The 21,752-nt window shown below is 63.1% G+C and carries 21 protein-coding genes; 7 read left to right on the plus strand and 14 right to left on the minus strand.

The features are described 5' to 3' along the window. Positions 1 to 12: 12 nt before the first annotated feature. The 3 genes from DSM104635_RS07640 to map form a co-directional block, all read right to left on the minus strand. Complete coding sequence (locus DSM104635_RS07640; RefSeq protein ID WP_158765634.1) at positions 13 to 1,383, minus strand: spinster family MFS transporter; 1,371 nt, start codon at positions 1,381 to 1,383, stop codon at positions 13 to 15. Between the two features lie 119 nt (positions 1,384 to 1,502). Beyond that, positions 1,503 to 2,309: a RadC family protein gene (radC, locus tag DSM104635_RS07645; RefSeq protein WP_158765635.1), complete on the minus strand. Its 807-nt coding sequence runs from the start codon at positions 2,307 to 2,309 to the stop codon at positions 1,503 to 1,505. 5 nt (positions 2,310 to 2,314) lie between these two features. Next, the gene (map, locus tag DSM104635_RS07650; RefSeq protein ID WP_158765636.1) at positions 2,315 to 3,142 is read right to left on the minus strand and encodes a type I methionyl aminopeptidase; all 828 of its coding nucleotides are present in this window, start codon (positions 3,140 to 3,142) and stop codon (positions 2,315 to 2,317) included. Positions 3,143 to 3,262: 120 nt separating this feature from the next. On the opposite strand from map, the gene DSM104635_RS07655 reads away from it, so the two are divergent. After that, complete coding sequence (locus DSM104635_RS07655; protein ID WP_158765637.1) at positions 3,263 to 3,721, plus strand: DUF1036 domain-containing protein; 459 nt, start codon at positions 3,263 to 3,265, stop codon at positions 3,719 to 3,721. A gap of 3 nt (positions 3,722 to 3,724) precedes the next feature. Here DSM104635_RS07655 and DSM104635_RS07660 read toward each other — a convergent pair whose 3' ends face one another. The 3 genes from DSM104635_RS07660 to DSM104635_RS07670 all read right to left on the minus strand — a co-directional run bounded on the left by DSM104635_RS07660 (position 3,725) and on the right by DSM104635_RS07670 (position 6,113). After that, entirely contained in the window at positions 3,725 to 4,243 is a 519-nt protein-coding gene (locus DSM104635_RS07660; protein WP_158765638.1) for a hypothetical protein, read from the minus strand. Between the two features lie 93 nt (positions 4,244 to 4,336). After that, complete coding sequence (locus tag DSM104635_RS07665; RefSeq protein ID WP_158765639.1) at positions 4,337 to 5,737, minus strand: PleD family two-component system response regulator; 1,401 nt, start codon at positions 5,735 to 5,737, stop codon at positions 4,337 to 4,339. A 10-nt stretch (positions 5,738 to 5,747) separates the two neighbouring features. Beyond that, positions 5,748 to 6,113 (minus strand): response regulator, encoded by a 366-nt coding sequence (locus DSM104635_RS07670; RefSeq protein ID WP_158768034.1) that lies wholly within the window; start codon positions 6,111 to 6,113, stop codon positions 5,748 to 5,750. Between the two features lie 135 nt (positions 6,114 to 6,248). Between DSM104635_RS07670 and DSM104635_RS07675 the strand changes: the two genes are divergently transcribed. From DSM104635_RS07675 to DSM104635_RS07690, 4 genes are all read left to right on the plus strand, one after another. Beyond that, positions 6,249 to 7,136 (plus strand): ROK family protein, encoded by an 888-nt coding sequence (locus DSM104635_RS07675; protein WP_158765640.1) that lies wholly within the window; start codon positions 6,249 to 6,251, stop codon positions 7,134 to 7,136. A 145-nt stretch (positions 7,137 to 7,281) separates the two neighbouring features. Beyond that, complete coding sequence (locus tag DSM104635_RS07680; protein ID WP_228445943.1) at positions 7,282 to 8,544, plus strand: DNA polymerase IV; 1,263 nt, start codon at positions 7,282 to 7,284, stop codon at positions 8,542 to 8,544. Positions 8,545 to 8,572: 28 nt separating this feature from the next. Next, the gene (locus DSM104635_RS07685; protein ID WP_158765641.1) at positions 8,573 to 9,034 is read left to right on the plus strand and encodes a RidA family protein; all 462 of its coding nucleotides are present in this window, start codon (positions 8,573 to 8,575) and stop codon (positions 9,032 to 9,034) included. A gap of 42 nt (positions 9,035 to 9,076) precedes the next feature. Then, on the plus strand, positions 9,077 to 10,228 hold the full coding sequence (locus DSM104635_RS07690) for a GNAT family N-acetyltransferase (protein ID WP_158765642.1): 1,152 nt from the start codon (positions 9,077 to 9,079) through the stop codon (positions 10,226 to 10,228). Here DSM104635_RS07690 and DSM104635_RS07695 read toward each other — a convergent pair whose 3' ends face one another. From DSM104635_RS07695 to plsY, 8 genes are all read right to left on the minus strand, one after another. Continuing rightward, positions 10,229 to 10,537 carry a hypothetical protein gene (locus DSM104635_RS07695; RefSeq protein WP_158765643.1) on the minus strand — a complete coding sequence of 103 codons (309 nt, stop codon included), beginning with the start codon at positions 10,535 to 10,537 and terminating at the stop codon, positions 10,229 to 10,231. A gap of 67 nt (positions 10,538 to 10,604) precedes the next feature. Next, positions 10,605 to 11,000, minus strand: a complete 396-nt coding sequence (locus tag DSM104635_RS07700) for a hypothetical protein (protein ID WP_158765644.1) — start codon at positions 10,998 to 11,000, stop codon at positions 10,605 to 10,607. A 32-nt stretch (positions 11,001 to 11,032) separates the two neighbouring features. Continuing rightward, complete coding sequence (rnr, locus tag DSM104635_RS07705) at positions 11,033 to 13,330, minus strand: ribonuclease R (protein ID WP_158765645.1); 2,298 nt, start codon at positions 13,328 to 13,330, stop codon at positions 11,033 to 11,035. Positions 13,331 to 13,461: 131 nt separating this feature from the next. Further along, positions 13,462 to 16,095, minus strand: coding sequence for a type I DNA topoisomerase (topA, locus tag DSM104635_RS07710; protein ID WP_158765646.1), 2,634 nt, complete (start codon positions 16,093 to 16,095; stop codon positions 13,462 to 13,464). Positions 16,096 to 16,303: 208 nt separating this feature from the next. After that, a complete protein-coding gene (locus DSM104635_RS07715; protein ID WP_158765647.1) occupies positions 16,304 to 16,450 on the minus strand; it encodes a hypothetical protein in 147 nt (48 codons plus the stop codon). A gap of 29 nt (positions 16,451 to 16,479) precedes the next feature. After that, positions 16,480 to 16,731, minus strand: coding sequence for a DprA-like winged helix domain-containing protein (locus DSM104635_RS19880; RefSeq protein WP_323368353.1), 252 nt, complete (start codon positions 16,729 to 16,731; stop codon positions 16,480 to 16,482). Beyond that, the gene (gene dprA, locus DSM104635_RS07720; protein WP_228445947.1) at positions 16,620 to 17,582 is read right to left on the minus strand and encodes a DNA-processing protein DprA; all 963 of its coding nucleotides are present in this window, start codon (positions 17,580 to 17,582) and stop codon (positions 16,620 to 16,622) included. Before dprA ends, DSM104635_RS19880 begins: the two co-directional genes overlap by 112 nt. Continuing rightward, positions 17,579 to 18,256 (minus strand): glycerol-3-phosphate 1-O-acyltransferase PlsY, encoded by a 678-nt coding sequence (gene plsY / locus DSM104635_RS07725; protein WP_158765648.1) that lies wholly within the window; start codon positions 18,254 to 18,256, stop codon positions 17,579 to 17,581. The genes dprA and plsY overlap by 4 nt, the downstream gene beginning before the upstream one ends. Positions 18,257 to 18,344: 88 nt before the next feature. On the opposite strand from plsY, the gene DSM104635_RS07730 reads away from it, so the two are divergent. Next, positions 18,345 to 19,796 (plus strand): glycoside hydrolase family 1 protein, encoded by a 1,452-nt coding sequence (locus DSM104635_RS07730; RefSeq protein ID WP_158765649.1) that lies wholly within the window; start codon positions 18,345 to 18,347, stop codon positions 19,794 to 19,796. 847 nt (positions 19,797 to 20,643) lie between these two features. After that, positions 20,644 to 21,534: an AraC family transcriptional regulator gene (locus DSM104635_RS07735; RefSeq protein WP_158765650.1), complete on the plus strand. Its 891-nt coding sequence runs from the start codon at positions 20,644 to 20,646 to the stop codon at positions 21,532 to 21,534. Positions 21,535 to 21,752: the final 218 nt, after the last annotated feature.

Here is a 21,752-nt window from a genome sequence, read left to right on the forward strand (position 1 = left end):
CCGCCGCGCTTGTCAGCTGATGCGGTCCTTCACCAGCGTACGGCCCGCGAGCAGGAAGTGCAGCGCCGCCCAGCCGAGGAAGAAGATCGTCGCGCCGAGCGCGTATTTTAGACCGAGGCCCTGGGCGCTGGCGCAAGCGGCGGCGTTCTCGGGCGCCACGGTTCGTGGATCGCATTGCGCAAGCGTCAGCGTGCTGGTGTCGGACAGGATCTGGGAGGCGAAGAAGTCGTTGGCGGCGCCGACGAAGGGCGGGCCGAGGCCAAGGCCGATCAGGTTTACGATGAGGATCAAGATAGCGATGGAGGTGGCGCGCTGCAGCGGCGTCGAGACGCCCATCGACACGGCATACATGGAGCCAAGATAAAGATAGTGGAAAATCGGCGCGAGCATGAGGAATGCAAACGCCCAGATGAACTGGGTTTGCAGGAACGAGAGAACGTAAAGCGGAATGGCGATGCCGACCCCTAGCGCAGGCAGCCATGAATTTACCCGCGGATGCCTGGGTGCGAGGCGGTCGGCAAGATAGCCGCCGAAGAATGTGCCAAGCGCGGTCGAGAGGCCGGCGACCGCGCCCATCGCATAGGACGCGTGGGCGATTTCCAGTGCTGGCGTGGCGCCCAATTCGTAGTTGCGCACAAGGTGCGACACCAAGAATTGCGCGCTGCCATAGCCCACGAAGCTGATAAGCGCGCCGCCAAAGGCGACGTGCCAAAAAGATGCCTTCTTAGAAAGCGCGCGTAGTGTCTCGCCGAAAGTTGGTGGCTTGATCTGCGTGCCGGAGCGCGGAGGTTCTTTGACAGTGAATTTGAGAAGCAGGGCAGCAATGATCCCTGGAGCGCCGAGGATCCAAAAGGCGGTGCGCCAGTCGAAATTGGACACCAACCAGCCGCCGCCAAGATAGGCCAGCGCGCTGCCAAGCGGAATGCCGAGAGAGAAGATCGCCAGCGCCGAAGCGCGGCGGCTGGCTGGGAAGTAGTCGGCAATCACGGATTGTGAAGGCGGTACGCACGCCGCTTCGCCGATGCCCACTCCCAGGCGGAAAATCGCGAGCTGCACGAAATTGCCGGCAAAGCCGCAGGCTGCCGTCATCAGGCTCCACAGGAACGCGCCGATCGAGACGATGGTGATGCGGTTGGCGCGTTCGGCGAGGCGCGCGATCGGGATGCCGAGCGTCGTGTAGAGGACGGCGAAGACAGGCCCGCCAAGCAGACCGAGATAGAAGTTGGAAACGCCGAAGTCTTCGCGGATCGCTTCCTGCACGATCCCGATGAGCTGGCGATCGATGAAGTTGAAGGTGTAGATAACGACGAAGACGCCCAGCACGTAGGCGCGATAGCTCTTGGTGCCGTAGCCCTGAAAGGCCGCCGCTGGTGCGTCGGTCATGCGTCCTCCCGCTTATCGTTGCGGATGTTGTGGCGGGCGGGGACGGCGCGGTCAAACGCTCTCGCGGGCGCCGAACCTGAACGCTTGCTGCCGTGGCGCGATGGCGCCGTCAGGTTCAATCAGAGCAGGCCAAGGCTCTTGAAGCTCTCGACCCCGTTGCGGCCGATCACGAGGTGATCGTGCACTTTGACGCTTATCGCCTCTGCGGCGGCCACTATCTCGCGTGTGATCGCAAGATCGGCGGTGGAGGGCTTCGGGTCTCCGGAGGGATGATTGTGCACTAGGATGACCGCCGCCGCCGAAAGCTCCAGCGCCCGCCGCGCCACCTCGCGCGGATAGACCGGCGCGTGATCGACGGTGCCCTCGTTCATCACCTCATCGGCGATCAGCTGGTTCTTGGCGTCGAGAAAGAGCACGCGGAACCGTTCGCGCGGTTCGTGCGCCATGCTCATGCGGCAATAGTTCACCAGCTGTGACCATGAGCTGATGACAGTGCGCTGCTTCAACTCGCCCTTCGCCGCGCATTCGAGCAACGCCTGCACGAGCTTCAAGTCCTGCGCGACGGCAGGGCCGGCGCCCTTCACCTCGGCAATGCGCTGCACCGGCGCGGCGAACACAGCCGCCAGCGTTCCAAACTTCGCGAGCAGTGCTTTCGCCAAGGGCTTAGTGTCTTGGCGCGGAATGGTTCGGAAGAGCGCCATCTCCAGCAACTCGTAATCGGCAAGCGCAGCGGGGCCAGCCTCGTCGAATTTTTTGCGGAGGCGTTCGCGGTGCTGAAGGTAGTGCGGCCGATCCTTGTGGATTGTTGGCGGATCAGGCCGAGCGACCACGATCGGCGGCGTCGCATCGCGCTTGAACGGGAAAAGTTCGCTGTCTTCGACATGCGGCACGGCGGCGTCGCGTGATTTGCGCGAGCCCCCCGCCATCGCCGTCACGCCGCCTTGATGGCATGCGGCTGATCCAAACCAGCCGGTGATTTTGTGAAGATCTCGACGCCTGCTTCGGTCACGCCGACTGAGTGTTCGTATTGCGCAGACAGCGATTTGTCCTTGGTCACTGCCGTCCAGCCATCGCCCAGCACCTTCACCGACGGTGACCCCAGATTGAGCATCGGCTCAACGGTGAAGATCATACCCGGCTTCAGCACTGCGCCCTGACCGGGCTTGCCGAAGTGGAGGATGTTCGGCGCGTCGTGAAAGACTTTGCCCAAGCCATGGCCACAGAACTCGCGCACCACGGCCGTGCGCTCACCCTCAGCGTAGCTTTGAATCGCATGGCCAAGATCGCCCAAAGTCGCACCAGGCTTCACAGCATTGATGCCGCGCATCATCGCTTCGTACGTCACGTCCATCAGCCGCTCGGCTTTGCGCGCGACTTCGCCGATGCCGTACATGCGGCTCGTATCGCCGTGCCAGCCATCGAGGATCACGGTGACGTCGATGTTGACGATGTCGCCGTCCTTCAACATCCGATCGCCCGGGATGCCGTGGCAGACGGTGTGGTTGAGCGACGTACAGATCGTGTGGCGGTAGCCGCGGTAGAACACGCACGCCGGCAGCGCGCCGTTGTCGAAGACGAATTGCCGCGCGAGGTCATCGAGACGCCCGGTGGTCACGCCTTCCTTCGTCTCGGCCACGAGCATGTCGAGGCATCGCGCCGCGAGCCGGCCGGCCGCAGCCATGCCCGGAAAAGCGACCTTCGGGTCGTGGATCTTGATCTGGCCAGCGCGGTCGTAAGCTTCGGCCTCGGCGTAACTCATGCCCACTCCAATTTTGGGATCCTCATAACATAGGCGAGGCGGCTTAACATGCGAAGGGGCGCCAATTGACGAGCGCCGCCGCGTGGGTTTTCTTGCCGGGGCGAGGATGGAGGGCCGTTGATGAGCTTGAGATTTCTGGCGGCTTTGGCGGCGTCGCTGGTGTTGACGTTCGGACCGGTTCCGACCGCCCTGGCCCAGAAAGGCCCCACCACGGGCGGTGAACAGATCGCCATCCGGGTCTGCAACAACGCCAACGACAACGCCCGCATCGCCCTTTCGTACCAGCCCGTCGGAAGCGATCAGTTCTTCAACGAAGGCTGGTTCGCGGTGCCGTCTCGGTCGTGCCAGGACATTGCGACCACCAGCAACGGCTACTTCTACGGCTATGCCGAAGTGGAAGGCGACGGCGCGCGGCACTGGAACGGCGATTTCCCGCTCTGTGTGCAGTATCCCGGTCCGTACGAGTTCTGGAGCGTTGGGCACACGTCCTGCGACTCACGCCAAGCGCTTCAGTACTTCGTACAAATGCACTCCGAACGATGGGGCGTTTACACGTGGACGCTCGACCCTGGGCCGTGAGTGTTACGAAGCCCGGCGCCGATAGATAAAGTCGTAGTCGGTCGTCCACGTCGCGCCGTCGGTGGAGGTTTCGCCATGCTGACGCACCGTGCCGTCCGCGCTGGGCGTGAAGGTCATTCGGGTTTGCCGCGGACCGTCCTGACCGGCCGAGATATTCGCGGGATCGACGAGCCGCATCCCGCCTTGGTACGGCGCGCCGACAAAGCGCGTCACCTCGCCGGTGGAGTCCGCGTAGAACTGGTTCCACTGGCCGGTGACGCGATCGTAGATGTTTATGCTTTGGCCGGTGTAAGCGCTGCGTGCGCTGGTCCAGTGTTCGGTGATCACGCAGCCGGCATTCTCGCTGCGGATCGAGCTTCGGCCGGCGAGATTTTCAGTGCCGGCGACATAGGCGTCCCATTCACCAATCCAGAAATCGAACGCACGGTGCTCCGCGGCCGCGCAAGTCGGCATTTGCGGCGGGGCTTGCTGTGCATGAGCGCAAGCGGTCAGCAAGACAAATGCAGCGAGAGTTTTGAGCATGGAGATCTCCCGCGCCAAGCACGCGCCGACGAACGCGCTCGCGCAACGCCTTTGCGACGCGACGCGGATTTCCTCGTACGAATGCGTGAGGTGCTAGCGAACCACGCGTGCGGTGTTCAACTCGCCGTGATCGAATGCCTTGCCGATCACGCGATTGCGACCGGTGCGCTTGGCTTCGTAGAGCGCTTCATCGGCGCGCTTCAGCAGTGTTTCGACGCTGTCATCGCTGTTGGTCGCGGCAGCGACGCCGATTGAGACCGTAACGTCGATCGCATGGGCCACACCCGGCACCATAAAGGGCGAGGCACATACTGAGCGCCGCAGACGTTCCGCCGCGAGACAAGCGATGTCGCCGGATGTTCGCGGCATGATCACCACGAACTCTTCGCCTCCCATTCGGCACGCGAAATCCGATGGCCGCGTATTGGAGCCAAGCCGCACCGCGAAATCGCGCAACACAGCATCGCCGGCATCGTGACCATAGGTGTCGTTCAACCGCTTGAAGTGATCGATGTCGATTGTCATCACCGACACCGCTTCGCCGCCGCACTGTGAACGCTGCACCAAGGGCGCGAGCTGCCCAAACAGGAAGCGGCGGTTGTAAAGCCCGGTGAGCTGGTCGGTGATCGCGAGTTCAAAGCTCTGGTCAAGCCGTGAGCGAAGTGCGTCCATGTAGCGCTTGCGGCGCATCAGCGTGCGCGCGCGCGCTTGGATTTCTTCTTCGTCGATTGGGCGCGCGATGATGTCGTGGGCGCCAAGCTCCAGCGCGCGGACTAGGCGCTGGCGATCATCGGGATCGACGACGGCCAGGATCGGCAGGTGCCTGGTCGCTTCGCCTGAGCGCATCCGCGCGATAATACGGAAGCCGTCGAAGCTCTTGGCGGTGACCGAAACCACGCAGAGATCGGGCGCTTCAGCCGCGTCGGCCTCGCCTAGCATGCAGACGCGATGCTCGACTTCGAGCGCCGCCTTGATGCGTTTGACCTGAGAAGCGTTGTCATCGACCACGAGCACATTGCCAGCGGTCAGGCGGTGCTGCTCCAGCGGATCGCGCGCGTCTTCGCCGATCACGCCCATGCGCTTGCCGCTGGCCTCGCGCGCGCGGAGTTCGTCGATCACCACTTTGAGGGCGAGCAGACTTTTCACCCGCGCTATCAGCTGCACGTCATCAATCGGCTTCGTCAGGAACTCTTCCGCGCCGGCTTGCAGCCCGCGCAACCGGTTCTCGCGATCATCGAGCGTCGTGAGGATGATAATAGGGATGTGCCGTGTTTCCGGCATCGACTTCAGCCGGCGGCAAGCTTCGTAGCCGTCGATGCCGCCTGGCATCATGACGTCGAGCAAAATGAGATCGGGCTTCTCGCGCTTGGCCAGCTGCACCGCTTCTTCGCCGCGCTGAGCCGTCAGCACGTCGTAATAGTCCGCGCCCAATTTCGCCTCGAGCAGACGGCGGTTGGCTTCGAGATCATCGACGACGAGGATACGCGCGCTCAAGCGTGCCTCCTCATCCGATAAACTTGCGGATGGTTTCCAGAAAGGTCGTCACCGAGATCGGCTTCGACAAATAAGCGTCGCAGCCGGCGGCCATGATCTTCTGCTCGTCGCCGCGCATCGCGAAGGCGGTGACGGCGACCACCGGGATCGATTTCAGCGCAGGGTCTTTCTTGAGGCGATCGGTGATTTCCAGGCCGGAGATTTCCGGCAGCTGGATATCCATGACAATGAGGTCGGGCCTGTGCTCGCGGGCGAGAGGGAGCGCCTGGCGGCCGTCGCGGGTTTTTACCGTGCGGTAGCCAAACGCCTCCAACAGGTCGTTGAACAGCCTCATATTGAGTTCGCTGTCTTCGACGATGAGAACGGTCTTGGCCATTACCCGCTTCGCTTTCGCGACCCCGGCGCCCATTCGGACGCACATTCTTGCGCCCTTATAGCGTCAGGGCCTTAACAACCCATCGCAACACCAGCAATCTCGCTCCTCTCGTTAAGAACCTCTTAAGGAATGAAAATGCGCCTCGGCGTGGACTTTGGCGGCACCAAGATCGAAGGCGCGCTGCTTGATTCAAAGGGAGAAATTCTAGTGCGCCAGCGTGTCCCCAATCCTGGGGATTATCATAGCGCCGTGCGTGCGCTGGCCGATCTGACCGCGCGAATCGAACAAGCAGCGGGCGCCCGTGCCGACACGGTTGGCGTAGCGCTTCCCGGATCTCTCTCTCCAAAGACTGGAATGATCCGCAATGCGAACTCTGTGTGGATGAACGGCAAGCCGTTCTTAGAGGACCTGAAGGTCGCGCTCGGACGCCCGGTGCGCGTCGAGAACGACGCCAATTGCTTCGCGCTCTCGGAGGCGGTGGACGGTGCGGCGGCGGGCGGACGCGTGGTGTTCGGGGTCATCATTGGCACGGGTTGCGGCGGCGGCGTGGTCGTTGATCGCAAGGTCGTGACGGGCGCGAACGCCATCGGCGGCGAATGGGGACACACGCCGCTGCCCTGGCCGCGCGAGGACGAGAAGCCGGTGCGCGATTGGTGCGGGCGCTGGGGTTGCCTCGAACAATGGATTTCCGGCACCGGGTTCAAACGCTGGGCCGGCATGAGCGCGGGTGACGCCGACAAGGCAGCGCAAGCTGGCGATCCCAAAGCGCGGGTCATGCTTGATCTGCTGGCGGATCGCATTTCGCGCAGCCTCGCCGTCGTAATCGATATTCTTGACCCAGACGTGATCGTGTTCGGCGGCGGCGTGTCGAACGTGGAAAGCTTGTATCCCAGCATCCGCGGCAAACTGCTGGCGCACATCTTCTCCGACGTGCTGCATACGAGGCTCGTGCAGAACAAGCACGGCGATAGCTCCGGCGTACGCGGCGCCGCTTGGCTGTTCACGGCCGAGGAGGCGGCGTGAGAAGCACAAACCGCAACCCTCTCCCTCGCGGAGAGGGTCGGTCGCGTAGCGACCGGGGTGAGGGGCGTTCCAACACGCAGGCGCCTGATCGTCTGAACGCCTCTCACCCCCTGACCCCCTCTCCGCAAGGGAGAGGGGGAGCGCAGTGATCCTTTGCCGCGCCTGCGCTCGACCAACCGCAACATCACTCTGTGTGTGCGGTGAAGAGCAACCGCTTGAGCATGCTGAGCTGAACACGCTCTCAATCGCGCACCTCGATTGTGACGCGTTCTACGCTTCGATCGAAAAGCGCGACGATCCGAGTTTGCAACCATTTCCTGTAATCGTCGGTGGCGGCAAGCGCGGTGTCGTCTCCACCTGCTGCTATGTCGCGCGCGCGTACGGCGTTCGCTCTGCCATGCCGATGTTCAAGGCGCTTCAGCTCTGCCCGCAAGCCAAGGTCGTGCACGGCGACATGAGCAAATACGTCGAAGAGGGCCGTCTCATCCGACACTTGATGGAAGACCTGACGCCCCAAGTGCAGCCGCTCTCCATCGACGAGGCGTTCATGGACCTGACAGGCACCGAAGCGCTGCATGGCGGCTCTCCGGCGCAGTCGCTCATCAAGCTGCAAAACAAGATCTGGGACGAGCGCCGCCTCACCGTTTCGATCGGCCTGAGTTTCAACAAATTCCTGGCCAAGACCGCGAGCGATCTCGACAAGCCGCGCGGGTTCTCCGTCATCGGCCGCGCCGAGGCGCTGACCTTCCTTGAGTCACGCTCAGTCAGCACTCTGCCAGGCGTCGGTCCGGCGGGCGCCACGGCGCTCGAACGCAATGGTCTGAAGAAGATCGGCGACATCCGCACCGTCGGCCCACAGCGTATGCGCGCGCTCTATGGTGATTGGGGCGCGCAGCTGTTCTCGCTCTCGATGGCTGACGATCCGCGCAAAGTCGATCCAGATGGCGAACGCAAGAGCATCTCGGCGGAGACGACGTTCTTCGAGGACATCAGCGATCTCGAGGCGCTCGAAGATATTCTGTGGCCGTTGTGCGAGAAGGTCGCCACACGGTGCCGCGCCAGCGAGACGGCGGGGCTCACGCTGACGCTGAAGCTCAAGGACACCAAGTTCAAGATCATCACCCGCCGACGTCAGCTGCCGGAGCCTACGCTGCTGGCTTCCCGCATTTTCGCCGCTGCGCGCGAGCTGCTTGCTGGCGACGCTAATGGGCGCACCAAGTATCGCCTGATCGGCGTCGGCCTCTCAGACTTCAGCGATGCCGGCGGCGCCGACAAAGGCGACATGCTCGACACCGAGACCCCGAAGCGCGCCGCGGTTGAGGGCGCTATCGCGAAAGCCCGCGGCAAGTTCGGCCGCGACGCTGTGCAGACCGGACGGGCATTGAAAGCACAGCACGATGATGAGTAGAACGGCCTAACTTTGAGGGAGCAGAACGATGGCAGGGGTTGAAGCACGGCTGCGGGAATTGGGCATCACGCTGCCGACGCCGCCGGCGCCGGTCGCCTCCTACGTGCCGTTCGTGATCGTGGGGAACGTGGTCCACGTCTCCGGCCAAGTCTCGGTCGATGCCGCAGGCGGCATCAAGGGCAAGCTCGGCGACGCCATCGAAGTCGAGCAGGGCCAAGCCGCCGCTCGGCTGTGTGGCCTGAACCTGCTGGCGCAAGTGAAAGCGGCATGCGGTGGTGATCTGGATCGCGTCAGGCGCGTGGTGAAGCTCAACGGTTTCGTGAACGTCACGCCGGACTTCGATCCAATCCCGCAAGTGATGAATGGTTGCTCCGATCTCATGGTGTCGGTGTTCGGCGACGCCGGCCGCCATGCGCGCTCCGCCGTCGGCATGGCCAACCTGCCGCTGAACTACGCAGTCGAAGTCGATGGGCTGTTCGAGATCGCCTGACGGGCTTGGTTTTGCCGCAGGCGCGGCCCTAGATAGCGTCCGATGGACGGGTCAGACGCTCTGACAATCTCAGTGGTTGGCGATCTCGCCAACATTGATCGCGTGTCATGGGATGCGTTGGCGAACCCGTCTGACGCGCCGTACGATCCGTTCCTCTCTTGGGATTTTCTGCAAGCCTTGGAAGAGAGCGGCTGCGCCAGCGCCGAGCAGGGTTGGCAACCGGCGCACCTCGTCGCGCGCGATCCGCGCGGCGCCCTTGTCGGCGCCATGCCGCTCTACGCCAAAGATCATTCCTACGGCGAATACGTGTTCGACCACGCTTGGGCCGATGCGCTGCATCGCGCGGGCGGGCGCTATTACCCGAAGCTTCAATGCGCCGTGCCGTTTACGCCAGTACCGGGCCGGCGCATCTTTGCGCGTGAGCCGAGCGTGGAGCTTGCGCTGGCGCAAGGCGCGCTTGGCCTGGCGCAGCGGGCCGATGCGTCGTCAGTGCACGCGACGTTCGCAAGCGAGGCGCTTTGCGCACGGCTGAAGCCGCTCGGTTATCTCACGCGCATCGGAGTCCAGTATCACTGGTTCAATCGCAGCTACGCGACGTTTGCGGATTTCCTCGCCGATTTATCCTCTCAGAAGCGTAAGACCATCCGCCGCGAACGCGCCCGCGCTTGCGAGGGCGTCATAGTGCGTCGCTTGCGCGGGCCGGAGATTACGGAGCGCGATTGGGATTTCTTCTTCCGCTGTTACATGGATACAGGCTCGCGGAAATGGGGCTCGCCGTATCTCAACCGCGAATTTTTCGCGCTGCTCGGCAACCGCATGGCCGATCAGTGCGTGCTCTTCATTGCTGACATCGATGGCCGTCCCGTCGCGTCAGCGCTCAATCTGATCGGCGGCGAGGCGCTCTATGGGCGCTACTGGGGCCGCGTCGCGGAGATTCCGTTTCTGCACTTTGAACTTTGCTATTACCAGGCGATTGAACTGGCGATCGAACTCGGTTTGGCGCGCGTCGAAGCTGGCGCGCAAGGCGATCACAAGCTCGCGCGCGGCTACGTAGCGACGCCCACCTACAGCGCGCACTGGATTGGCCACCCTGGCCTCCGCGACGCAATCGCTCACTACCTCCGCGCCGAGACGCCTGCTGTCGTTGAGGAAGTGGAAGCGCTTGCCGAGGCAACACCCTTCAAGAAGGGCTGATCAGCCGGGCGTGGTTTCTTGCGCCAACTCAGCCCGCGTCTGACGCTCGTACTCCTTCGGATCGAGCTTGCAGTAGTTGATCTCGTTCTCGATGCGCTGCGTGTCGCGCACGTCGGTGCTTGGATTGGTCAGCCTCGACGGCACGCTCGACACGTACCAAGCCGCGTAGCCCTGGCACCAACCTTCTCGCGCTTCGAATGGCGCAGTGGCCTCCGGCGCCGGCAACGCCGGTCGCGACGGCTCGACTTGCGCCAACGCCGCCGTGGTAGCGGAAGCAAGCAGTAGTGTAGCAGAGATGACTTTGTGCATGGCGTGATCCTTCGGGAGGGCAACGCCGCGCGACAGGCCCCGTTCCGATCACACCACCGTCATGTCCTCAGCAGCGTTGAGACATACCGTAGGAACCGTCAGCGTTGCCGATCATCAAGGTGTTCCGATCGACAATGGCGACGCGCACCTGAAACGTGCCCTCGGCGCCGGTCATGCTCATGACGTCACCGTTGAGCGACCATGTGCCGCCACCGCCGGTGTACGAAGCAAATGTGCCATCCGCGTTGAAGACGACGTCCTTGGTGCAATCGCCATTGTCACCCCAACGACCCAAAAGCATGGCGGGCGTAAGCGCGCCTGTTGCTGGCGTCGCCGTATCGGGCTTGGCTTCATCGCTCGTCGTTGTCGCGGTTTGTGCCGGCGCCGCCGCTGGCGCGGCAGGCTGACCGCAGGCGGCGAGCAACACCACGAGGCTTGCTGCAATTGATCGGATAACGCTCATGATGTTCCCCTCTAGCTTGATAACCGCCGCAATCAGCGACGTTTCTTGCCGCGATGTTTCTTGCCGCCGCCCCGGTCGCGGTCGAACCCGCGCGTCTGATTGCTTTGGCGCGATTTCTTCCAGCCTGGCGCCGGCGGCAGCGGATCGGTCATGACCGCAAACACAAGTCCGCCGCTGATCGGCGTCGCTTCCTCCAGGCGCACTTCAACCCGCATGCCCAGCGGATAGCGATAGCCCGATTGTTCTCCAACGAGTGCATGCGCTGTTTCATCATGGACCCAGCGTTCGTTGCCGAGCGTGGAGATCGGCGCGAGGCCATCAGCCTGGGTTTCGTCGAGCCGGATGAACAAGCCAAAGCGCGTGACGCCTGTGACGCGTCCCTCGAACTCGTTGCCGATACGATCGGCCAGGAACGATGAGATGTAGCGCGCGGTTGCGTCGCGTTCGGCCGCCATCGATGTGCGTTCGGTTTCGCTGATGTGCTGAGCTGTTTCCTCGTAGCGTTTCTCTTCGGCATCGGTGGCGCCATCGTCGCCCAACCTCAGCGCGCGGATCAGCGCGCGGTGAATGGTGACGTCAGCGTAGCGGCGGATTGGCGAGGTGAAGTGCGAGTAACGCGCCAGGTTCAGGCCGAAGTGGCCGATATTGTCGGGCGCGTACACAGCTTGTGACTGCGTGCGCAGGACGACTTCGTTGATGATGTCCTTGTTCGGGGATTGCTCGGCGAGATGCAGAATGCGGTTGAAGCGGGCGGCCGTGACGACCTGGCCCTTGCTCCACGCCATGTCGACCGTCGGCAGGAAGTCGGAGATCGCTGCGATCTTCGTGTCGCTGGGCTTGTCGTGGATGCGGTAGATTTGCGGGCGCTGCTTCTGCTCCAGCGTCTCCGCCGCGCAGACGTTTGCCTGGATCATGAATTCTTCGATCAGCTTATGCGCATCGAAGCGCTCGCGCCGCTTCACGCCGGCGACCTTGCCGTCCTTGAAGATGATCTTGTGCTCCGGCGCGTCGATCTCGAGCGGCTGGCGCTTCTCACGGCCCTTCCACGCGCAGGCGTGAGCGGCCCACAGCGGCTTCAAGATCGGCTCAAGCAGGGGACCGGTTTTCTCATCCGGCTTGCCGTCAATCGCCGCTTGCGCCTGTTCATAGGAGAGCTTCGCCGCCGAACGCATCAGCCCGCGCGTGAACTTGTGGCTCTTCTTCCGGCCTTCGCTGTCGAACACCATTTCGACCGCAAGGCAGGCGCGATCCTCGTTTTCACGCAGCGAGCACAGATCGGCCGATAGCGATTCCGGCAGCATCGGTGCGACGCGATCGGGGAAATAGGTGGAGTTGCCACGCCGCCACGCGCCGCGATCGAGCGCGGAGCCGGTCGTCACGTATGCGGCAACATCCGCGATTGCTACCCACACGCGCCAGCCGCCTTTGTTGTTCGGCTCATCATCTGGCTGCGCGAACACGGCGTCGTCGTGATCCCGCGCATCTTCAGGATCGATCGTGATCAGCGGCAGCTTGCGCAGATCGGTACGGCCCTTGAGCGTCGGCTTTTGGGCAGCTTCCGCCTGCGCGTTCTCCTCCGGCGTGAAGCCCGGCATGATGCCATGCGTGTGCATCGCCAGGATCGACGCCGCGCGCGGATCGCTCTCTTTGCCGATGATCTCCTTGATCGTGCCGCGCTTCGGCCCGTGCGCGCGTTCGTTTTGACCTATGCGGAGTTCGACCAGCACCAGATCGCCTTCATTGGCGTCGCCGACGTCTTGCGGTTCAACCAGGATGTCGTGCCGCGTCTTGCGATCCGCCGGTACGACGCGCCCGCCGCCGAAGCGCCGGCCGCGATCGTCTTTGATGGCGCGGAACACGCCCAGCACTTGGTGCGCACTTTGGCCAAGGCGTTTGACGACGCGCGCTTCGTGCTCGCCCTCGTCGTTGCGTGTGATCTTCGCCAGCACGCGATCGCCGACGCCGACGGCCGGTTCGCCTTTGCGTCCGCGCGCTTCGCCTGGAGCAAGACGCACGGTGGGGCCAAACAGGCCCTCTGGTCCGCGCATGCGCGCAAGCAGCTCGCCATCGTGATCGCGGTCGACGATATCCATCACGCCGGATTCCGGCAGCGCGTGCGCGTCGGCGTAACTTTTGCGCCCGGTGCGGCCGAGCGCGCCGGACTCCTCCAGTTCGCGCAGGATGCCGCGGAGTTCTTTTTTCTGATCTGGCCCGATGCCCAGGTCGTGCGCGATGTCGCGTTTCTGCGCCTTGCCACCCGCTTTGCGGATCGCCTCAAGCACGCGCTCGCGGGTCAGGGGTTCATTCGTTGGTGGTCGATTCTTCGCCATATTCTCAATCTGTCATCTCTCGCCCACGAGGGGGAGAGGTCGCACCGAACCTTGTTCGAGCGGGTGAGGGGCGTGGCGCAAGCGCGCGCACGCCGTTGATGTAGGTTTTGTGGCGCCGTGGGGCTGAGAAACTAGGCTTTCTTCGCAGCCTTCTTCGCCGGCGCCTTTTTCGCGGCGGCCTTTCTTGGAGCAGCGGCCTTCTTTGGCGCCGTAGCTTCCTTCTTCGGCGCCGCTTTCTTCGCAGCGGGCGCCTTTTTCTTCTTCTTTCCGCCGCCGGCCTCTAAACGCGCCGCGAGGAGCGACAGCGCTTCATCCAGCGTCACGTCCTCCGGTTTTGTGCCGTTGGGAACGTTGGCGTTGATTTCGCCGTCATTGATGTAGGGGCCGTAGCGGCCGTTGAGCACGCGCACCGGTTTGCCGGTCACCGGGCTTTCACCGAGTTCCTTGATCGGCGCCGGCGCCGCGCGACCGAAGCGGCCTTTGCCGCCGCCGGCTTTCTTTTCGTCGATCACCGCGACCGCGCGGTTCATTTGGATCTCGAACACGTCTTCGATCGAAGGCAGGTTCGCGTACATCTTGCCCATCTGCAGGTACGGGCCGTAGCGGCCGACGCCGGCGAGCACCATTTCGTTCTCGCTCGGATGCATGCCGACTTGGCGCGGCAGTGCGAGCAGCGCGAGCGCTTTTTCTGGCGTCGTTGACTCAGCGGTCCAGCCGCGCGGCAAGCTTGCGCGTTTGGGCTTGTCGGGATCGTCGGGGTTTGGTGTTTCAAAGTACGGCCCGAAGCGGCCGCTCTTCAACACGACCGGGCCGGCCGGGCCGTCGCCGAACGGCAAGCCGTCCGATGGAATGGCGTTTTGTGCTTCATCACCATTGCCGGCGAGAGGACGCGTGAATTTGCATGGCGGATCGCCATTGTAGTTCGAGCAGCCAACGAACGCGCCGAACTTGCCGAGGCGTAGCGAAAGCTGCCCGACATTGCAGAGCGGGCAGACGCGTGGATCGCTGCCGTCTTCCTTCGGTGGAAAGATGTGCGGACCCAGCACTTCGTTCAACGTGTCGAGCACCTGCGTGATGCGCAGGTCGCTGATGTCGGTGATGGCGCCGGAGAAATCCGTCCAGAACTCGCGCATCAGCGTCTTCCACTTCAGACTACCGGCGGAGACCTCGTCAAGCTTGCCTTCCAGATCGGCGGTGAAATCGTACTCGACGTACTTGGCGAAGAAATTTTCCAGGAACGCCGTGACGAGGCGGCCGCGGTCATCGGCGATGAAGCGGTTCTTGTCCATGCGCACATAGTTGCGCTCGCGCAGTTTCTCGAGGATCGCCGCGTAGGTGGACGGCCGGCCGATGCCGAGTTCTTCGAGCTTTTTGACCAGGCTCGCTTCGGAATAGCGCGGTGGCGGCTCAGTGAAGTGCTGATCGGCTTTGACGTCGTGGACGTTGACGCTCTCGCCCTGCTTCAGCTGCGGGAGGCGGCGATTTTCTTCGTCTTCCTCGTCGTCGCGGCCTTCCTGATAGAGCTTCAGAAAGCCGTCGAAGAGAATGACTTGGCCGGTGGCGCGTAGCTCGACTTTGCCGGTCGGCTCGGTGAAATCGATGCTGGTGCGTTCGATCGACGCCGATTCCATTTGCGACGCGACAGCGCGTTTCCAAACCAGATCGTAGAGTTTCGCCTGATCGCCATCGAGGCTGAGTTGCTGTGGTGTGTTGGTCGGATCGGTTGGCCGGATCGCTTCGTGGGCTTCCTGCGCGTTCTTGATCTTCGACACGTACTTGCGCGGCTCAGCGGGCACATACGGATTGCCAAATTGCTTGCCGATCGCGGTGCGCAGCTCGCGCATCGCGCCTTCGTCCATGCTGACGCCGTCGGTACGCATGTAGGTGATGTGGCCAGCCTCATAGAGGCGTTGCGCCGTCTGCATCGTGCGCGATGCATTGAAGCCGAGCTTCCGGGACGCTTCCTGTTGCAGCGTCGAGGTCGTGAACGGCGGCGGTGGGTTGCGCTTGGTGGGCTTCGCTTCAACGGCGCTGACCTTGAAGCCGCCTTTCTTCACTGCATCACGTGCAGCATGCGCCACCGCTTCAGTGGCGATGTCGAGACGCTTTAGCTTCTTGCCTTCGAAGGCCGAGAGACGGGCGGGGAAAATATCGCCGCGCGTGCTCGAAAGCTGGGCGTCGACCGACCAGTATTCTTGCGGCTTGAATTTCTCGATCTCGACTTCGCGGTCGACGACGATCCGGAGCGCCACCGATTGCACCCGGCCAGCCGAACGGGAGCCCGGCAGCTTGCGCCACAGCACAGGGGATAAGGAGAAGCCGACGAGATAATCGAGCGCGCGGCGGGCGAGGTAGGCGTCCACCAGCTCCATGTCGATGTCGCGCGGCGCGGCCATCGCGGCTTGGACCGCCGCTTTGGTGATCGCGTTGAAGGTGACGCGTTTGACCGTCTTGCCCTTCAGCGCCTTGCGCTGATTGAGGGCTTCCAAAACGTGCCAGGAAATGGCCTCGCCTTCGCGATCAGGGTCGGTGGCGAGGATAAGGTGGTCGGCGCCTTTCATGGCGTCGGCAATTTCCTTAACCCGCTTTGACGATTTCGGGTCGATCTCCCAGTCCATGGCGAAATCGTCGTCCGGCTTTACCGAGCCGTCCTTGGCCGGCAAATCGCGGATATGACCATACGAGGCCAGGACCTTGTAGTCCGGGCCCAAATACTTGTTGATTGTCTTGGCCTTAGCCGGAGATTCGACGACGACGACGTTCATGTTTTGTAGGGTCTTTCGTTCTTGGCCGAGGCCAAAACGGGCCGGAAACTGGGGGTGGCGCCCCCGTAAGTCAACGCGCCGGACGGGCAGCCGGACAGCCCTTATCCGCCGAGGGACCTAATTTTCCTTTGCGGATCCAGGGCTTGATGGCGCGAGACGGTGAGCGCTTTATTAAGCAACCATGGGCTGATATCAGGCCGTAACACAACTAGAGAGCGCAACTCGCATGGCGGAGAGCAACGAGATAGGTGTTCGAGACGTCGCCGAATACGTCCGGGATTTGTCCCTGGAACTTGCCCATATGGCGCGTCGTGCCGGCCTCGTCAGTGTCGCCGGTGGCCTGGAGCAGGCTCATCGCGCCGCGGATGCCGAGTTGCGTGCACTTCAGTCGCCCAGCGGGAACGCCGCGCCAGACGAGGCCGCGTAGCCTCCAGGCAGCGATGCGGCGCGCCCACTCAATTCTAATTCCGTCAGCGCCGCCGCGACCGCGCCCATGGGCGCTTCCACCAGACGAGCCAGATCGTTCACATGGATCGGTGTCGGCGATAACAGCGCGGCGATCTTCTTCGGCAGACCTGGCGGCGGTGGCGGCGAGTCGCGTTCCTCGAACAACGGCCCAGCCGAGAGCGGGCGCAACGGCGGGCGCCGTCACCGAGCGCGGCGATGACGTCCTCCGCGTTTTCAATCAGCGTCGCACCTTGCTTGATGAGCGCATTCGAGCCGCGCGCTCTCGGGTCGAGTGGTGATCCGGGAACGGCCATCACGTCTCGCCCCTGATCCGCGGCGGCACGTGCGGTGATCAACGAGCCTGAGCGCAATGCTGCTTCGATGATGACGACGGCGCGAGAGAGGCCGGAGATGATGCTGTTGCGGCGGGGGAAGTCGCGCGCCCGCGCCACCGATCCCAGCGGCGCTTCGCTGACGACGACGCCGCGTTCGCAGATGGCTTCGTGCAGTTTCAAGTTCTGCGGCGGGTATGGGTGATCGAGGCCGCCTGCTAGCACCGCACTCGTTCCAGTCGCCAGCGCGCCTTTGTGTGCCGCGCCGTCCAGGCCGCGCGCCAGGCCCGACACGATGGTGAAGCCTGCTGCGCCGAGGTCGGTCGCGAGGCGTTCGGCGAACATCAGCGCGGCACCCGACGCTTCGCGTGAGCCGACGATGGCGATGGCGGGCTGCTTCAGCCATTTCGCGTCGCCGCGCACGGCGAGCAGAGGCGGCGGAGCGTCGAGTTGCGCAAGCAACGGCGGATAGTCGGGTTCGCTTGAGGCGATCAGGCGGGCGTTGAGGCGTTCGAGGTTGTCGATTTCAGCTTCGATGCGGTCGACAGGCGGCGGCGCCAAATCTGAGAAGCGCGGCAGCGCCTCGAGGGCTGCGCTTGCGGTGCGATATTTTGCGATCAGCCGGTGAAACGTAAGCGGGCCTACACGTGGCGTGCGCGCCAGCCGCGCCCAAGCGATCCGCTCGGGGCGCGAGAGCGTGCGGGTCATGTTTCCGTGGAGGGTTCGGTCGCGGGTGGCGCCGTGGCGACGGGAGGTTCTTCTTTCTTGTCGCCGATGCGCGGCTCGGTCCCCGCGCGCAGGCGCATGATGTTGGAGCGGTGACGCCAGAAGATCAGCAGGCCCAGTACGCCGGTGAAGGCGACTTCTTCCCAGCCGAAGCCCGCGACGGCCGCTGCGATCGGCGCAACAAGCGCCGCGCAAAGCGAGCCGAGCGAGGAGTAACGCCAGATCGTCGCGACGGCGAGCCAAGTCACGCCGGCGATGACGCCGAGTGGCCATGGTCCGGCGAACAGGACGCCGAAGAATGTTGCGATGCCTTTGCCGCCTTTGAAGCCGAGCCACACGGGGTAGCAATGGCCGATGAAGGCGGCGGCGCCGGCCACAAGGCCGATTTGGTACGCGGTGGTCTCCGGCACGCCGGCGGCGCCGGCGATCCAGCGCGCCAACACAAGCGCGATGCCAGCTTTCAGCGCATCCAGTAGCAACGTCGCGAGTGCGAGATCCTTGCGGCCGGTGCGGAGCACGTTGGTCGCGCCGATATTGCCGGAGCCGATCTGGCGAATGTCGCCGAGCCCCGCCGCGCGAACGAGCACCAGCCCAAACGGGACGGAGCCCAGGAGATAGCCGCCTATCGCGGCCAGAATGAATGAAACCACCAGCACGGGATCGTCTCTATCAGGACAAATTGCGCCTGGGGAGAGGCGACTTTGCGAGGCGGGCGGCTAAGCTGCCGGTGACAGGGGGAGTGCGATGGGCGTCACGCGGCGAGACTTGGCGTTGGGTGCGGGCGCGGTGGCGCTCGCGGGCTGCACGCGTACCGGCGATCTTTTTATGCCTGCGCCGCGTGAGCGGCAGTTTCCGGCGGACTTTCTTTGGGGCGTCGCCTCGTCGGCTTATCAGATCGAAGGCGCGCTCGACGCCGACGGGCGGGGCCGCAGCATCTGGGATGTGTTTCCGCGCGAGCGCATTCATGATGGCTCGGACGCGGCGATTGCGAACGATAGCTATCATCGCGCCGCCGAAGATGTGGCGCTGATCGCTGACGCTGGACTGAACGCCTATCGCTTCTCCATTTCGTGGCCGCGTACCGTGCCGGATGGAGAGAGCGCGCAGCAGCTGACGCCCGGCGGATGGGATGGCTTCAATCGTGCTGGCGTCGACTATTACTCGCGATTGATCGATGCGCTGTTGGCGCGGGGCGTCACGCCGTACGCGACTTTGTTTCATTGGGACTTGCCGCTGCAGCTGCAAGAACGTGGCGGTTGGACATCGCGCGACACGGCGCAGCGCTTCGCCGATTATGCGTCGGTGGTGAGCGAGACGCTCGGCGATCGGTTGAAGCATATTGTGGTTTTGAATGAAGCGGCGGTGCATGCCGTTGTTGGGCACGTCATTGGCGAGCATGCGCCGGGTTTGCGCGATGCGGATCAGTTGGGCGCTGTGATTCACCATCAGAATTTGGCGCAAGGGTTGGCGATCCAGGCGATGCGCGCGGGGCGTAGCGATTTGATCATCGGCACCACGATGGCGCTGATGCCATCGCGGCCGCAGAAGGCTGTCGTGCCGTGGCTGAACGAGCTGGCGGCGAAGGGGTTCGACGAAATTTGGAACGGCGCGTTCTTGGATCCGTTGTTCAAGGGCTCTTATCCGGGCGCGGCTGCCGACATGGTCGAGAGCGTTGTGCGACCAGGTGACCTCGCCATCACGCGTCAGGCGGTCGATTTTCTTGGCGTGAATTATTATTCGCCGTCGTACATGCGCTTCAACGCGAGCGCGCCAAGTTTCATCGAAGCGGGCGATCCGCCAGAAGGTGTTGAGCGCGACGCGTTCAACCGGCACGTCGATCCGAGCGGGCTCTATGAAGTGCTAGTGCGCTTGCGCAGCGACTACGGCAATCCGCGCGTGCTGATTACCGAGAACGGATGCTCCGATCCGTTCAGCGATGGTCCGGCCGATCTCGAGGACGATTTCCGCGTCGACTATGTGCGCCGTCACCTCGAAGCGGTGAAGAGTGCGATGGAAGCCGGTTCGGATATTGGGGGCTACTTCCATTGGACGCTGGTCGACAATTGGGAATGGGCTGAGGGTTATCGCTCGAAGTTTGGCTTGGTTGCGCAGGATCGTGCGACCGGTGCGCGCACGCCGAAGCAATCGTATGCGTGGTTCAGTGCGCTGGCGCGCAGTGGAGCGTTGGACGCGTAGGCGCGGCCGCCGATGCGGGTTTTCGGAATTTGCTCCGCAAGAGTGGGAGCCGGGGCGCGTGGTTCGCGCTGAGTAGTCTCTAGGGTGCTGCATTGCTGCAGCCTGCGCGTTGCACGCGCCCCCGTTTCCGGTCGTTTTTCCCGGCCTGGGACGAGGAGTTGTTGAACGCTGACGATGGCCAGCTCGCCTCCTGCACGGTGCGCTTCCGGCGTTACCCTTCACCGAAGGATGCGCCTTGGGGCTTAGCTCCATTCCCAATTCGCCGGTGCTGTGGGCAAGGCTTCCGAACCTTGGACTCGACGGTTTCACTCCCCGCCGACAAATCCCACCGACCGTGTCCACACATTCCAAAGTTTCGGAGCTCTTCGAAATCTCCCGTGTGCGGACAAGGGCGGTGTATGCGTGTGTCAATTCGGTCGGATAGATCGGCGCAAATATTTGCAAGTGGGAGCGCGCGGCTCCGCCGCGCATTGGCGCAAAGGCTTGAAAGTGAAGTGCTAGGCGCGGCGGAGCCGCGCGCTCCAACCTGCGGGCGTTAGCGTCTATCCTCCGGATTGAGGCTGGGTCTATCCCCGCTTTCCCGTGCGTCCGTTTTTCGCTGTGAGTTCAACCAATCGACGCAACACGTACCTTGGATCGAGGTCGTGGAGCGAGGCCAGGAGAAGATATCGCCGTATGTCCGCCGCTCAGAGCAGAGTTGTGGGAGCGCTGGAATGGGATGAAGCCGGCAAAGCAGTGCGAACGCGCCCTCACCTAGACGAGCGCTGCTGGTAGTCGGATGCAGAGACTGTGGTAGACTAGGGGCCTGCACGGAGTGGCCACCCGAAGGCGTCGAGGCCAGAGGAGCATGAACGAAACGCACCCCTCACGCGGTCGCTACCAGGTTGCGGGCGTCATCGAGTCGTCCGTCGGTCGCGGTTGGCGCGGAATATCCGCTGAGCTTCGATCACACGATCCAGGTGAGATCGCCGGGTATGAGCCTTTGCTCACCGAGATCGGCGTAAGTATTCGGGGCGACACCGTCGTAACCCGACATGCGCACGGCATTCGCCAGCGTATCGTTACGCGGCCTGGGACGATGGGAATTGTCCCTGTGGGCGTGCGTGAAGATTTTGCACACGTCTCGAACTTCGCCGACGAGATCGTGCATATCTATCTTGCGGTCGATTCATTCGCGGCGCTCACCAAGCGCATGTCTCGCAATTTTGGACCCGGCGCACTCCGGTACGATGCAGGCTTCGAAGATCCGCTCATCTTCGGCGTCGCTTTGGCCTTGGTCGGTGAACTTCGTGATGAGACGTCGTGCGGCGATCTCCTGGCGGAGACGCTCGCTGACACTCTCGCGATGCGCTTGCTCAACAAATATTCGACTTGGAGCGGCGGGCCGTATCAGGTCGTGCGCAAGGCAAAGGCATTGGCCGCTAGGCGGCTTAAGCGCGTGCTCAGCTACATTGAAGAAAATCTCACGCGCGAAATCACAATCGACCAGTTGGCCTCCGTGGCATCGCTCAGCCGTTTTCATTTTTCGCGGATGTTCAAGGCGGCTACGGGACGCTCGCCGAGCAGTTTCATCGGCATGCAGCGACTTGAATTGGCCAAGTCGCTGCTCGCTGACGGCGGTACAATCGCCGAGGTCGCAGACGCGTGCCGGTTTTCCTCGGCATCAAACTTCGTCCGCGCGTTTCGAAGGACGGCAGGGGTCACGCCGGCCCAGTATCGCAGCCAACGGGAGCAATAGGCCCCACGCGACCGGTGCTCAAGAGCGCACGCAATGAATACAGAACCGCACATGCGGAGCATGACCTGCTTCGGGTGTGCGCTAACGTCGTCGATAAAGTGTCCGTGGCTGGAAGCGCCGATGACCCGCAACCGCGATCGTCTCGCGAACAGCTGCCCCGGCCTTTGTACAGCGTTGAAGCACAAGCGTGGAGTTCACATGGCGGATTTCATCGCGTC

Source organism: Terricaulis silvestris, from assembly GCF_009792355.1.
Taxonomy (GTDB): Bacteria; Pseudomonadota; Alphaproteobacteria; order Caulobacterales; family Aquidulcibacteraceae; genus Vitreimonas; species Vitreimonas silvestris.